The sequence below is a fragment of the Ktedonosporobacter rubrisoli genome, assembly GCF_004208415.1.
Lineage (GTDB): Bacteria > Chloroflexota > Ktedonobacteria > Ktedonobacterales > Ktedonobacteraceae > Ktedonosporobacter > Ktedonosporobacter rubrisoli.
In genome coordinates this window covers 8,207,584-8,220,501 of the sequence record NZ_CP035758.1, presented here as the reverse complement: position 1 = coordinate 8,220,501, position 12,918 = coordinate 8,207,584, and the positions used below count along the sequence as shown (strand labels likewise).

General features: G+C 49.4%; 15 protein-coding genes. 7 read left to right on the top strand and 8 right to left on the bottom strand.

Going from position 1 to position 12,918, the window contains the following annotated elements:
- Positions 1 to 108: 108 nt before the first annotated feature.
- Positions 109 to 1,035 (top strand): carbohydrate ABC transporter permease, encoded by a 927-nt coding sequence (locus EPA93_RS35665; RefSeq protein WP_129892085.1) that lies wholly within the window; start codon positions 109 to 111, stop codon positions 1,033 to 1,035.
- Positions 1,036 to 1,075: 40 nt separating this feature from the next.
- On the top strand, positions 1,076 to 1,984 hold the full coding sequence (locus EPA93_RS35660; RefSeq protein WP_129892084.1) for a carbohydrate ABC transporter permease: 909 nt from the start codon (positions 1,076 to 1,078) through the stop codon (positions 1,982 to 1,984).
- A gap of 310 nt (positions 1,985 to 2,294) precedes the next feature.
- Here EPA93_RS35660 and EPA93_RS35655 read toward each other — a convergent pair whose 3' ends face one another.
- The 3 genes from EPA93_RS35655 to EPA93_RS35645 all read right to left on the bottom strand — a co-directional run bounded on the left by EPA93_RS35655 (position 2,295) and on the right by EPA93_RS35645 (position 3,950).
- Positions 2,295 to 2,801 carry an SRPBCC family protein gene (locus EPA93_RS35655; RefSeq protein ID WP_129892083.1) on the bottom strand — a complete coding sequence of 169 codons (507 nt, stop codon included), beginning with the start codon at positions 2,799 to 2,801 and terminating at the stop codon, positions 2,295 to 2,297.
- Positions 2,802 to 3,033: 232 nt separating this feature from the next.
- Positions 3,034 to 3,405 (bottom strand): ArsR/SmtB family transcription factor, encoded by a 372-nt coding sequence (locus tag EPA93_RS35650; protein ID WP_129892082.1) that lies wholly within the window; start codon positions 3,403 to 3,405, stop codon positions 3,034 to 3,036.
- A gap of 83 nt (positions 3,406 to 3,488) precedes the next feature.
- Positions 3,489 to 3,950, bottom strand: a complete 462-nt coding sequence (locus EPA93_RS35645) for an SRPBCC domain-containing protein (protein ID WP_129892081.1) — start codon at positions 3,948 to 3,950, stop codon at positions 3,489 to 3,491.
- Between the two features lie 535 nt (positions 3,951 to 4,485).
- Between EPA93_RS35645 and EPA93_RS35640 the strand changes: the two genes are divergently transcribed.
- Together EPA93_RS35640 and EPA93_RS35635 are read left to right on the top strand one after the other, a co-directional pair.
- Positions 4,486 to 6,096 carry a serine/threonine protein kinase gene (locus EPA93_RS35640; protein WP_129892080.1) on the top strand — a complete coding sequence of 537 codons (1,611 nt, stop codon included), beginning with the start codon at positions 4,486 to 4,488 and terminating at the stop codon, positions 6,094 to 6,096.
- Between the two features lie 119 nt (positions 6,097 to 6,215).
- A complete protein-coding gene (locus EPA93_RS35635; RefSeq protein WP_129892079.1) occupies positions 6,216 to 7,016 on the top strand; it encodes a class I SAM-dependent methyltransferase in 801 nt (266 codons plus the stop codon).
- 104 nt (positions 7,017 to 7,120) lie between these two features.
- Here the strand turns inward: EPA93_RS35635 and EPA93_RS35630 are convergent, their stop codons facing one another.
- From EPA93_RS35630 to EPA93_RS35610, 5 genes are all read right to left on the bottom strand, one after another.
- A complete protein-coding gene (locus EPA93_RS35630) occupies positions 7,121 to 7,405 on the bottom strand; it encodes a hypothetical protein (protein ID WP_129892078.1) in 285 nt (94 codons plus the stop codon).
- A 5-nt stretch (positions 7,406 to 7,410) separates the two neighbouring features.
- Positions 7,411 to 7,866, bottom strand: a complete 456-nt coding sequence (locus tag EPA93_RS35625; RefSeq protein WP_129892077.1) for a hypothetical protein — start codon at positions 7,864 to 7,866, stop codon at positions 7,411 to 7,413.
- 3 nt (positions 7,867 to 7,869) lie between these two features.
- Positions 7,870 to 8,073 (bottom strand): hypothetical protein, encoded by a 204-nt coding sequence (locus tag EPA93_RS35620; protein WP_129892076.1) that lies wholly within the window; start codon positions 8,071 to 8,073, stop codon positions 7,870 to 7,872.
- A 65-nt stretch (positions 8,074 to 8,138) separates the two neighbouring features.
- On the bottom strand, positions 8,139 to 8,324 hold the full coding sequence (locus EPA93_RS35615) for a hypothetical protein (protein ID WP_129892075.1): 186 nt from the start codon (positions 8,322 to 8,324) through the stop codon (positions 8,139 to 8,141).
- Between the two features lie 400 nt (positions 8,325 to 8,724).
- Positions 8,725 to 9,765: a sugar-binding transcriptional regulator gene (locus EPA93_RS35610; RefSeq protein ID WP_242527212.1), complete on the bottom strand. Its 1,041-nt coding sequence runs from the start codon at positions 9,763 to 9,765 to the stop codon at positions 8,725 to 8,727.
- Between the two features lie 225 nt (positions 9,766 to 9,990).
- Here EPA93_RS35610 and EPA93_RS35605 point away from each other — a divergent pair, with 225 nt between their 5' ends.
- The 3 genes from EPA93_RS35605 to EPA93_RS35595 all read left to right on the top strand — a co-directional run bounded on the left by EPA93_RS35605 (position 9,991) and on the right by EPA93_RS35595 (position 12,823).
- The gene (locus tag EPA93_RS35605; protein ID WP_129892073.1) at positions 9,991 to 10,818 is read left to right on the top strand and encodes a radical SAM protein; all 828 of its coding nucleotides are present in this window, start codon (positions 9,991 to 9,993) and stop codon (positions 10,816 to 10,818) included.
- Positions 10,815 to 11,435: a class IV adenylate cyclase gene (locus EPA93_RS35600; protein WP_242527211.1), complete on the top strand. Its 621-nt coding sequence runs from the start codon at positions 10,815 to 10,817 to the stop codon at positions 11,433 to 11,435. The genes EPA93_RS35605 and EPA93_RS35600 overlap by 4 nt, the downstream gene beginning before the upstream one ends.
- 278 nt (positions 11,436 to 11,713) lie before the next feature.
- On the top strand, positions 11,714 to 12,823 hold the full coding sequence (locus EPA93_RS35595) for a hypothetical protein (protein WP_129892072.1): 1,110 nt from the start codon (positions 11,714 to 11,716) through the stop codon (positions 12,821 to 12,823).
- Positions 12,824 to 12,918 lie beyond the last annotated feature (95 nt).

Below are 12,918 nucleotides of genomic sequence, written 5' to 3'. Positions count from 1 at the left end.
GTATTCCGTTCTGCAACTCGGCGGGGAGGCAGGCCCCCGATCCCATGGATATCTCAGTACGATATCCGGTCATTTTCGGCGTAGAACCTAGACAAGGGGGAAAATGTTATGGCGGCACAAGTAGACGACACACAAAAATCGCCAACACTTCTTGAGCGCATCAGTATGAATGGGGGGTTCTTGCCATATCTTCTGGTACTCCCTACGATCATACTCATCCTGGTAATCGCAGTCTATCCAATTCTTAATTCGATCTATCTCAGCTTTATCGAGAATCCGCTGACAGTCGCGGGTTCAGTATTCGTGGGTTTTGCCAACTATGTCCACGTGCTCTCTGATCGTATCTTCCTGAACTCGATCAGCACAACGCTCATCTTCTCAGTTATCAGCGTCTTCTTTGAGACACTCTTTGGCCTTGGCATCGCCCTGCTGATCAACAAAACCTTCCCAGGGCGTGGCCTGGTGCGCGCAGCAATCCTGGTTCCCTGGGCCTTCCCGACCGTCGTTTCTGCTCAGATGTGGCTACTCATGTACAACGACCAGACAGGCATTATTACCTATATCTTACAGGGCCTTCACCTGGTAAGGCCCGGCGATACGCTTCTGGGCAGCTCTTCGGGCGTCATTCTCGCCTCCGTGATTACTGACGTCTGGAAAACCACTCCTTTCATGGCCCTGCTCATCCTTGCCGGTCTGCAGGTCATTCCATCCGATCTCTACGAGGCCGCCAGCGTCGATGGTAGTACGCGCTGGCAACAGTTCTGGTCCATCACGCTGCCGATGCTGAAGAATCCGCTGTTGATCGCGCTGCTCTTCCGCGCACTAGATGCGATTCGCGCCTTCGACATCTTCTATGTTTTCGGGCAGCGCTCCGTGCAATCGATGGCTACGTATGCTAACTATGGTATGTTTGCCGGGACCGCTGGAGATTTCACGCCGGGAGTAGCTGCGGCTGTGATTGTTTTCGTCTTCGGCATTATAATCAGCCTCATCTTCGTCTCGATGATGCGCGATGTGATGCGGCAGGTAGGCTAGGGCAGCGTAAAGCATCCATCAGAAAGGAGATCTACTTCTCATGACAGTTCAGGATCAGACACTTACCGCCTCTCCTCATAAGGAGCTGGCCGCCACGCGTCGGCGCGCAGCCGAACGCAAGGAGAGCTGGGCTAAGATCGGGCGCTATATTGCCGTAGTCGTGATCGTGATTGTAGCCCTGGCCCCTCTCTACTGGACCTTTATCACTTCGATTAAGAGCGGCCTTGAAGTGACGGCTTCTCCGCCTACACTGTTCCCGCACTCCTTCGTGCTCGACAACTATATCCAGGTCTTGCTAAGCTCGCCTTTCTTTATCGAGGATCTGAGAAATAGCGCGATTGTGGCAAGTGTTACTACGCTGCTATCCCTGGTCTTTGGTATTCTGTGCGCCTATGCTATCGCGCGCATGAAGTTTATCGGCAAAGGAGCCGTGCTTGCCACGATCCTCTCTGTGAACATGTTCCCCTTCATTGCCATGCTGGGACCGCTCTTCGTAATCTTCACTGGCCCGCTTTACATTTACAATACGTACTGGGCCTTGATAATTCCGGACCTGGTGATCACACTGCCGCTGACCATCTGGTTCCTTACCTCGTTCTTCCGCGATCTGCCCCCAGATCTTGAGGAGGCGGCGCGCGTGGATGGAGCCTCGCGCCTTGGAGCGCTCTGGCATGTCGTGGTACCTCTGACCGCGCCGGGAGTCTTCGCCGCAGCAATCCTCTCTTTTATCGCTGTGTGGAACGACTTCCTCTTTGGTCTAAACCTTACCAGCGACGAGGCAGCTCAGCCGGTTACTGTTGGCATTACGCGCTTCAACGGCGAGCACCTTATCGCTTATGGCCAGCTGGCGGCGGCGGCGATTATCGTCACCATTCCACTGGTTATTCTTGTGCTGATCTTCCAGCGCCGTATCGTCTCCGGCCTGACTGCAGGCGCAGTCAAAGGCTAACTTAGTCTTTAGATAGGATAACTTCGTAGATAAAAGCGGTGCCTATATAGCAAGGCACCGCCTTTTTTGACTTGCAGAAAACATACATGCTTAGAGCTAGTAAAGCTCTTTTTTAAGGAGATAGCAAGTGTGGAAGAAGAGAAAGGATGTGCTAGTATCCCTTCTCTTCTTCTCGGCAATTCTCGAAACAGCGTATTTTCTACCCTGCCTCTGGCGCCGCGAATCTTTACACTACCCCAACACGATTCACGTTATTGAGGAGTTCAAGCCAACAAACATATGAGCACAGAAAAGCTCATTCCGAGCGTGGCTACTTGCCAGCCTGCATTCCCTGCAGACGTACAGCATGTTGTGCGGCGATCTCGTCAACATTTTCTTTCCGGTTGGGCTGCCCTTTCCCTGTCATAATCAAGCTCCGTAAACTCCCCCGAATATAAAAGCCCCATGCATCTGAACAGACGTGGTAACACTCATAATCGGGAACTAAACCCAGGTGAGTGAAGCACACCTCGGTTTTATCACCCTTTTTAGAGATTTCAAATGTAATTTCTGTGCCCTTCCACTCGCTTTTGTCTTGAGTAAAATTAAGGTGGGCATCTAAAACAAGCCAGGCGACTTTTTGATCAGGTATCAATTCTGTAATCTTCTGTTTGCTGTAATGAACATCCTGGTAGCGCATACTAAATTCAGCACCGAGTTTATCTGTGCTGCCTTCAATTTCTTCTGACCACCATCCGCGAACATTGATAATGGCGGCAAAGGCTTCTTCCGGCGTCTGGTCTACGGTAAAGGTTGTGGTGTAATTTTGCTTATTCATGGCTCAATCCTCTCATAAAGAGACATCACTATTCTATCTGTCTTTTGCTTGTCTAGTTGACCTTATCTACTCTTGTCCATACGCTACATGTTTGGGCGAAAAGGCTAACTGCATCCAGATGGGTTGCACCAGAGAAATCAGCGGGCTCTGATACGGCTCGCGCGCAGTCTTGTGATCTTCTCGCTGTGCCGGACCCCTCGAAATGAAAGGGTGGAGCATAGTGCCAGGGAGCTTACTCCTTCCTGGCGCTATGATCTTTCACCTGCACAGATGATGTGCCTGGTTCCTCAAGCAGATAGCTCCGCAGGTCAGCAAGACGCTGATCCCATTGGGCTTCAATGTCCCCAATCCAAGCAGTGACGGTTTGTAACGCCTCTGGCCGTGGCATATATCGCCGCTCCCGCCCCGTCTCGCGGGCCGTGACGAGACCGGCCTGCTCTAAGGTTACCAGGTGCTTGATGATGGCTTGACGCGTGATAGGCAAACGGGTGGCAAAGCCCGCCGCTGTCCCTGAGCCTTCTTCGCACAAGTGCTGCAACAACAAACGACGCGTGGGATCAGCGAGAGCCAGAAAGACGCGCTGCGTCTGTGCATCAGTCGTCACCTGTTTCTCCTCTCCGTCTTCGCGAGATGCTCTTTCGTATCATCTCCAACAAGCAATCCAGATGGGCCAGAACCACGCAGGCACTACACGACTTCCTGGTGCTGGAGGTACGCACGCAACCCGTTCAGACACTCTTGCCAGCCATCCTGATTGCCGCGATAGAGTTCCTCTGCCGGAACAGCCAGAGGCTGGGAAGCAAACCCCGACTCAACCAGCGTCAAGAGGGTCCCTTCGGCATGTTCTTCCAGGGTAATGTCTACAAGTGTACTAGGTACGATGTCAAATGTGATCTCGGGGTGAGCAACAGCATAGGAGGGCCAGCGAAAGGCAAAGCGCCGCACTGGCTCAATAGCCTCGATCACGCCAGGATAAGGGCAAGGTTTATTCTCCCAGCTAAGTTGAATGGCACCGCCTACGCGAAAATCCATAGCTCTCACCACCCCAAACCAGCGGGCAAGCTGTTCAGGCTTTGTGACGGCATCCCAGACGCGCTCACGCGGAACTGGCAAAAGCATGGTTCGTTCGATACGATCAGAAAGGGTCATGGGATCTCCTCTCAAGTGACGCGGAATGCGCATGTCTTTTTTATATATGCAACTTTCAGGTTGCACATTCGAGAGTATACCAAAAAAAAAGCGCAATTGGCAACCCTGGAGTTGCTCTTTTTAGGGATATCAGAAAAAATAGCAAGATTCGAGAAGTGGTGGAAACAAACTTACCCCTGCACCGAAAACCAGGAACGTCTTTCCTGCTCTCTCTAGCTGATCGCTTGCACACTCGACAACTGCACAGGCGCCATCCTGAGCTATAGCGCGATTTTCCCAGGTTCTTGATGATCAATTCCTCGGTTTTACTTCGGTTTCCCTGGTCTCGCCTCAAAACAACGTCTCACATCCATGCTATATTTACTAACTCACGCGCATACATTCGTGCAGATATGCACAAGAAGGAAATAAGTAAAGATAAACATGTTACTGACAAGAGGCGTGCACGTCAAAATTAAAGGATATGTAATATACTATAGACTTTTTCTTGATTGCTTTGACAAGAAACGAATGAAGTTAGTAAGGTGGATGTAAGGTGAATGATTATACAAGATATAAGGTCGGCAATTACAGCGTCTCACACTTGTTAGGCTTTGGAGGATGGGCAGAGGTCTATCTTGGCCAGCATATCTACCTCAAGTTTATGGTGGCCATTAAACTTTTACACGCGCGCCTGGCTAATGATATCCTTAGCAACTTTCTCGCTGAGGCTCGTGTCCTGGCCCAGCTTGAGCATCCTCATATCATACGCCTCCACGATTTCGGCATAGAAGGTACGACTCCCTACATCGTTATGGGGTATGCCCACAACGGCTCTATACGGCGTCGCTATCCCCGTGGCGCTACAATGCCACTTGCTGAGGTCGTCGAAATCACGCGGCAGATAGCCGCGGCTCTACAGTTTGCCCATGATCGGCAACTCCTCCATCACAATCTCAAGCCTGATAATATTTTGTTGGGAGCAAACGGCGAGATCTTACTCAGCGATTTTGGCTTTGCCACGCTGGCTCCGCAGTTATCGCTCCACCGCTATGCGCTGCGCCGCAACGAAACTATCGCCTATATGGCGCCAGAACAGCTTCAGGGCCAGCCCAGCCCGGCCAGCGACCAGTATGCGCTCGCCGCTATGGCCTATGAATGGCTTTCTGGCTCCCTCCCTTTCAGCGGCTCTGACCAGGAAATAGGCCAGCAGCATCTCTACAAAGAATCACCTCAGTTTCCCAGGCACGCTCCCAGTTTGCCTCCCGCCATTGAGCAAGTGATTATGCGTGCGCTCTCCAAAGAGCAGCAGCAACGCTTCGAGCATGTAGAACAGTTTGCTGAGGCTCTTGAGCAGGCTTGCCGGGTCCAGATTGCGGCACCAGGCCTTGTTAGCGCGCCGGCTACTCCTACAAATGAGCAAATCAGTTTCCAGCCAGTTCCGCAGGAAAGTCCAGCCTCCGGCAGATCCGCGGTTCCTCAGAAACATAAACAGCCAGGTTCAGACATTCTCGCACCTGCAATCAACGATCTTAGCATCTTTCCAATCGCTATCGAAGATGGCACAGGGCTTAACGATACCTCCCAGGGCCAGACTCAGCTAGAGAGCCAGGAGGAGCCACAGTTAGTCGTGGCCCAACCGATTGGACTGCCTCAAACTGAACTTCCTATGGCCAGCGTCGAGCAAGGAGCCCGGGTTGAGCAGCAGAGCCCCAAGGATGCTAGTTCTGTCCAGGTCTCGCAAGAACTGGGTCAGGCTAAGGATTTGTTTCACGAGATATATCTGACCACGCTTGCCCAATCCCCAACTCAGCCCATTTACCCCGTCCCTCGGCATGAGCAGAGCGCGCCATCTTCCAGCAAGGAAGGGGAACTGTCAGAAGCGCACTCGCCAACTAGGCGCAAGCGTCGCGTCCTCACCATTATCGGCATCCTGACGCTTATCCTGCTTGGCTGCGCCATTGGATGCTATCTTTATACTTTCAACCATCCAATCTCGTGGCCGTTCACTTTACCCGCGCAGTTTCCGTTCTTATCGCGCTCAAGCAAGCCGGCCCACTATCAAGCGTGGGCTCATCAAGCGCACCTGAGCCCACATATGCTTATTCAAACGGAAACTCTTGGCATCCAGATAAGCTGGCTATTGACACAGGCCATAACAAGCTGATAGACTGCACCGGCTGCCGTCCACTCAGATGTGCAGGTCTATCACTATGCTGGCAACGCTGCCAGAAGTTCCGAGATTAGAAAGTTCGAAAAAAGTTAAGGGAAAGGTGCCAGAAGAGAATGAAGCATCCCTTCTTACAGGGCGAGCATAATGCCGGGCGCTTTCAGGATCAGAGCGTGGTGGATCGCTATCACCTGCGCCCTACCTATCCACAAGAAATCTTCACCATCCTCAACGAATTGATAGTTGAGGAGCCGCGCGCTGTCCTCGACGTGGGCTGCGGGACCGGCAATATTGCGCGTCCCCTGGCCGATTATATTGAGCGCATTGATGCTGTTGATCTTTCGCTGCCGATGCTTGAGCGCGCCAGAACGCTGCCCGGAGGCGATTCCCCAAAGATCCGCTGGCTGCATGGGCCGGCTGAGAGCGTGGAGCTTGAGCCACCCTATGCTCTGGTGACGGCAGGCGAGAGCCTGCACTGGATGGAGTGGAATGTAGTTTTACCGCGCCTCGCCCGCATCTTGACGCCACATGGCATGCTTGCTATTACCTACGTTGAGGAGCAATCTGCCAGGTCCGCGCCCTGGAGCGATGGCGCTCGCCAGATCATCCAGCGCTTCTCCAACAACCCTACTTACCAGCCGTTCGACTGGATTGCCGAGTTGGAGAAGGAGCAGCTGTTCCAAAAACTTGGCGAGCGTCAGAGCGCTCCGGTGTTGGTCAAGCAAACGGTTGAGGATTATATTGCTGCCCAGCATGCGCGTAGCACGCTTTCACTCGACACCATGACCACAGAGCAAGCTGCACAGTTTGACAGGGAGATGCAGGAGCTCCTTTTGCCCTTTGCTCAGGATGGCTTGCTCACCTTGAATGTGGCTGGTGGGATCACCTGGGGCAAACCCGCAAGCGGTAAAATATAAGAGGTAAAGCTACTGGGGCAAGCAGGCAGATCTCTCCAAGGTTGGAAGGTGACCTCTCTTGCCCCTTTGTAACTTTCTGTAGAAATAGTGGTGCCAGAAGGTGCTTACTGTTCCGTGGCCTCCCTATCCATTCTGCTCTCTATTTCGTGAGAGAGGGCGTCGCGCTGCACAATCCAATCTTGCGTGACCTGATCGCCGGCTTGCAGCGCTTTCATATGCTTGCTCGCCTGGCTAGCGAGCTCCAGGAGTTCGGTGTAGACCTGCTCGGTATAGCCTTGCAGGCTCGCCCGTACGAAAAGCTCATCGATGCACTGCTCTAGCTCCAGGAGCACCGTTTGCGTTTTCTCGCTCAATGCCTGGCTGGCAAGCAGCCCGAGCCTTTGTGCCATAGCCGCTACCTCCCTCTCTCGCGTAGTTGCCAGCTAGCCGGAAAGTTCACAATAAAGATATGCTCATCGCGCTCTTCGCCATGCAAATATGGATGCGCCGTTTGCCACATCTGCCCGTCGCGTTCTTTGCCCTCAAGATAGGCGCTAACATGTCCCAGACTATCGGTGCAGCAGGTCACGCTATGGATACGCACGCCGTTAATATCCAAGCCCTGAAAGCAGACCTTGATTACCTCTTCGCGCTCCCGCTGCAGATCTATGTAGTGAATCTGATGCTGTTGCAAGAAGGCGGCCTGCGTCAGGCCTGGTGCTGACAGATTGATAGTCGCAAAGTAGGCATAGCTCCGTATCGTCTCCTGGGCGACTGCCTCGATTTCTGGGAAGAGTTCCTTGAGCTGTGGCACAAGCGACAATTGTGCTGGGCGCAGCTCTAACCTGATGGGCAGAAGCAAATTCTTCATCCTCTAGCCTCCCTGCGTAGCAGCAATCTTAATGGCCACATCATTCAACGTGTAGGCTTGCTGAGAGAGCTGCGACAATGCGCGCACTAAGGCCTGGGCATGCCTCTCCTCAATCGGAACGCCAATCTCCGCAAGAAACTCGATGCTCGCGCCGATTCCCGCCGCGCCGGCTAGCTGCTCTGGTCGGATCTGGCATTCCGCAAGCACCTGGCACAAAGTTGGCTTGAGGCCCAGGTCACTTTTTACCGCCTGCTGCGTATCGGCGGCAATGGCTAAAACCGCCTCGTTGGCCTGCTTTTCACCTCATGCTTCATAAGTTCAGCATATCCGCTCTCCACCTGTATCAATTTTCGGGTGATAAACTTGTGAGGCGCAACCACGGCAGGCGCATATAAAGCCCGCCAGGCAGCCTCATAGTTCTCTTCGATACGCCTGCGTATCTCCGCTATCTCGCTCATTTCATCCTCTTTCTCACTGACAACACTTCCAGGGATACGACGCTACAAAACCACTTCTACTTTTTAACGTAATATACGTACTATGATATTTTTCAAATTAGCATCTCTTTCATGCTTCCTATCTTGTTACTTTATTTTCATCTCTAACCCTCCTTTCCCACAATTTATAGCTTTTCTATATATTGAGTCTATCATTACAAAAGTTAAACATCAATACATCCTGTAGCATAAGTTAAAAATATAGCAAATGCCACTATCTTATCTATTAGATTGCATTCCTTCATTTTCCTTTAAGTAGTGGCTTCGGGTATCAACAGTGAAAAATCGTAGCAAAGTGCCAATATAAAAAGCGCAACTGAAAAGAGCTCTATCAATTGCGCTTTTGTCCATATTATTTTATCTATCGTAGCTTTTCTCCAGATTGCATAAGCAATTCTGCGGTTACATGATCTGTCACAAGAATGTTAGCAATACCAGCCTTTAGTGCGGCAAGAATAGAAGGCACATATGCTCTATTGGCACCCGCAACAAGGATAACTTTAGTAGATCCTGCTCTTACTTTTTCTTTCAAGTGAGGGATTTCGAGTCCTGTAAGGTAACATGGAGGAGGATCAAACTGCTGATTAATACACATTCCTGATGCATCAAACGCCCAATGATTAATATCTACCACTGGATGGCAGGATCTTAATAATTCTACTTGCTGTCGCGATAAAATACCGGCCTCAATAAGCTTCTCATTCGCATTAGGGAGCCAGAGACCAGTCATAATCACGGTAGCCTGTTCTATAGTTTTCAATACATCTCTTACAACGGGTAAAGAGCGAGATTGCTCTAGCTGGGCTTGAGTCTCTACAATAGCGGGAAGAGGAAGCCAGAAATGTTTCGCTCCATATGCTACAGCAATGTCGTAAGAAACCAAATTAGAGTCACCCAGACTTGTTTGAGGTCGTACAAATCCAATAGTGGGCACCACTATCAAATTAGGAAGTAACTTTGTAGGCTTTAAATGAGTTACCACTTGTCTCATTACATGCCTGCCTCCCGAAACTGCCAGGATATCTGAATCCGTTAAGAGCTGATCGAGATACTCAGCTGCCGTAGATGTAATGGCAGTAAGGATGTCATGTGCAGCGCCACCAGTTTCTAAGTTCTGGCCAGGTACAAGTATAAGATCATCCAATCCTAATCGTAAACGTAGATCACGCGACAAATTGCGAAGATATCCTGTTCTTTCCTCGGGCACAATAGAAATCCGAATAAAGCCACGGTCTTTCGCCCTTTGTAATGCTTTCCCAATAGTTTGCCTAGAGCAAAATTCCATCTCTGCAATAGCATCCTGAGTTTGCCCATCTTCATAATAGAGATAGGCAATGCGGCGTAAAAACCTATCATCACCCAGTAGTTTCCCATCGTTTGCATTGCCTTGTGGTATTCCCATGAGCATTTCAACCCCTTTCGCTTAGCAAGCTTTCAACCAGACTACAAGAGCTTTAGTTAACATAAATGCAAAGAATAGCTTTTGCTACTTAACTAACGTAAGAATACATGAAGCAGTTTTATAGAGCAAGTATGAAATTTCTATCTGTTTAACAAAAGTCTTGAACTTTTATAGGTAAGATGTTACACTTGTGAAGTCAAGAGTGTTCTTCAAGAGGGTAAATAGATGAAAAACACGAAACTGATACAATTCAAGGTGGATAAAGAAAGAGTACTTGTCCCCGTTGGGCAGCCCTGTCCTTTTGGATGCAGATACTGCTATACACGTACTGGCGAAGTTGGTCCTGCGCGAGTCAAACCAGCAGAGATTCTAGAACTGTTTCAGGAGTTTGCCAAAACGCACGCATTTGAATTTATTCAGTTCGGATATGATGGAGAGCCTTTTGTCCAACCAGAACGGGGGGTGGCTATGTTGCGTGAATTGGCGGTTTTTGCGAAAGATATTAGTTTCAGTACTAAAGCATATATCAAAGGCCAAACACTTGAAGCTCTTGCAACTCTTCAACAAACAATGCTTGCAGCTCAAACGACACTAGTAGGGATCGTATCTCTAAGTTGTTGGGATTCAGCGCTGAGCGTAGAGCCCCATACACCGACGCCTGATGAAAGAATAGCAACGCTCGCAAACTTAAAGAGGATCGAAATACCTACCTTTATTGCTGTAAGGCCAATCTTACCCCATCTTTCACTCCAAGAATTTGAGCAACTTACTATCCAGGGATTACAAGCCAATTGCGACGGCTTCATCTTAGGACCGCTCTATTCTGATGACAAAGGACGCTTCGCCAGGTGTGTGCCTGGTGAAGTTTTAAAGAAGACTCCCCATCAAACAATCGTCGTATCCTGGTCCGCTCATTCTCCTCTCTGGAGACGGTACGAAGATGAAAAGCAAGTACAAGCTATCGCAGATATGATAGAAGCTAAAGGGGGCCGCATTTTTATGTCGTCTGCAGACGTCTTAAAATTTGCAAGTCGGAAAGGGGCTATGGCTTGATCGAAATAGAATTGAAGTGCGAGTTATCATCTCAACTACTAGAGAAAGTCCGTCAGAAGCTTCAGGGGATGGATTTTACAGGAGTAGTACACAACCAAGACATCTATTATGATACTCCCACCTGGGAACTTCTACGCAAGGCTGTATTTTTGAGGGTACGCAACAATAGTCAGATAGAATTTAAGTTTAATGAGGACCTGAGTCAGGAACACGGTTTAGTGAATGAGCGTTCTTTTCCTCTGCACGCCTCACCTACAGATCTAAAGAAAATCAATGCGCTTTTTGCCCGCTTCTTATCTACATGGATTCCTGTAACCGCCTTCCAGACTGGATTAAAAGAGAATGGCCTTAAAGAGCTTGTAAGGATCGACAATAGGCGAGAAACCTATACTGATGGTAGGATTGTTCTGAGCATCGATCATGTGGAAGGACTGGGGGACTTCTTAGAGGTTGAAACGCAGTGCCAGGATGAGTCCGACACTTCGCTTGCCCAGGCACAATTACAGGCGTTTGTAGCAGACCTGAACGTAGAGCATATCAAAGTGGGATATGTTGAGCTGTGGCTTTACAAGCATAATCCAGAAGCTTACAAAGCAGGAAGATATCACTTATCTTAAACAAATAAAAGCCTGAATCGCCATTCTAACGCCCTCTAGCACGATGTCAGAGGGCCTATCTATTTTCTTGTTCTTTGTATTACTCTCTTCAGAGTTTCAAGACAGGATTTACCGTTAGAGACCAATAACTTTAATTGGTCGCGAAAAAACATAAAGCGAAAAACGAAGTAATCCTACAGAAACGCAATGACGTATAGTATACAGAGATACAGATATTAATGTAAAATATTCATAGAAACCCCGTAATGCAGCAGTATAAGCATCAAGGGAGTATGAATATGGACGCCCCCGATTCAGTTGAGAGACGAATGGTTTTAGCTAGGCTTCTGCAAATACCGCCGGCCCTCTTAGCCTTAGATTGGCGCTTTATGGCCTATCAAGACAATGGAGTAAAGCAAGAGAGCCCTTTTGCTGATATGTTCCAACTCGTAGAAGAGGATTCTTATGATTTTTACGACGATCTGCTCGCGGTAGGCTGGGAAAGCACTTATAAAGGCGGCTCTCCGCAGACAGCGGCCAGGATAAGTAAACGGCTGCAAAAACTAGAACAGCTTTCTCTTCATGCCCCTTCAATAGAGCGCGAAGCCTGGTTCTCTTTACTCTGCCGTTTTTATCAGCTCTCCACGCGCTTTGCTCGCGACCGCATAGATACAGCAGTTGCCTTAAATCATTCACAGAAAGCGATAGATCTTGCCAGCGAGTTGAAAGATAACGAGCTCATAGCATCCTCACACTTTCGGCGTATAAGAGTATATCTGGATCTCTACGAGTTTGCCGATAAGCTTCCAGGGGAACAAGCAAAAGCTGCTCACTATCTAGATCTTGCGCGCTTCGATGCCAATACAGCGCTCGAATATGCAGGGCAAGTCCGTAACCCGTTGAAAAGTAACATTTACCTTATTGCCGCCGAGGTAAATTCGCTCTATGCCATAGATAACAGAAAGCTGCAGGACCTGTGTGACGCCTGGCAGCGAAAGGTGGCTAATATGGTCTATAGAGACAAGGGGAAATATGAGGATGATGGCACATTCCTGAAAACTAATATAACGGCTGTTCACCATGAGCGGGCCAAAACGTTAATGCGTTTCAAACAGAGGAAAGGAGCGCTAAAAGAGGCGCGCAACGAACTCAATACAGCCTGGAAGACTCTGACTCCTGATCTTATGATCTGGCGCGTCAATCTGCATATCACAGAGGCCAAATTAAACCTACTTGAACGAGACATTGAGGGTAGCGCCCAGGCCGGATTAGAGGCATATAAGATTGCAAGCGTGATGCAGACACGCAATGAAGTAGAGAAGGTAAAAAATCTCTATCTCGATCTACAAACCTCTGCTCCCAATAACGGCCATGTCTGCAATCTTGGTTTGCAGCTCCATATAATCTAAAGCTATTAGCAGGTAAAGAAAATAGGCCCACTAGCACGATGCCAGAAGGCCATCTATTCTTGACTTTGGATCGGTCTCTTCAATATTTCAAGGCA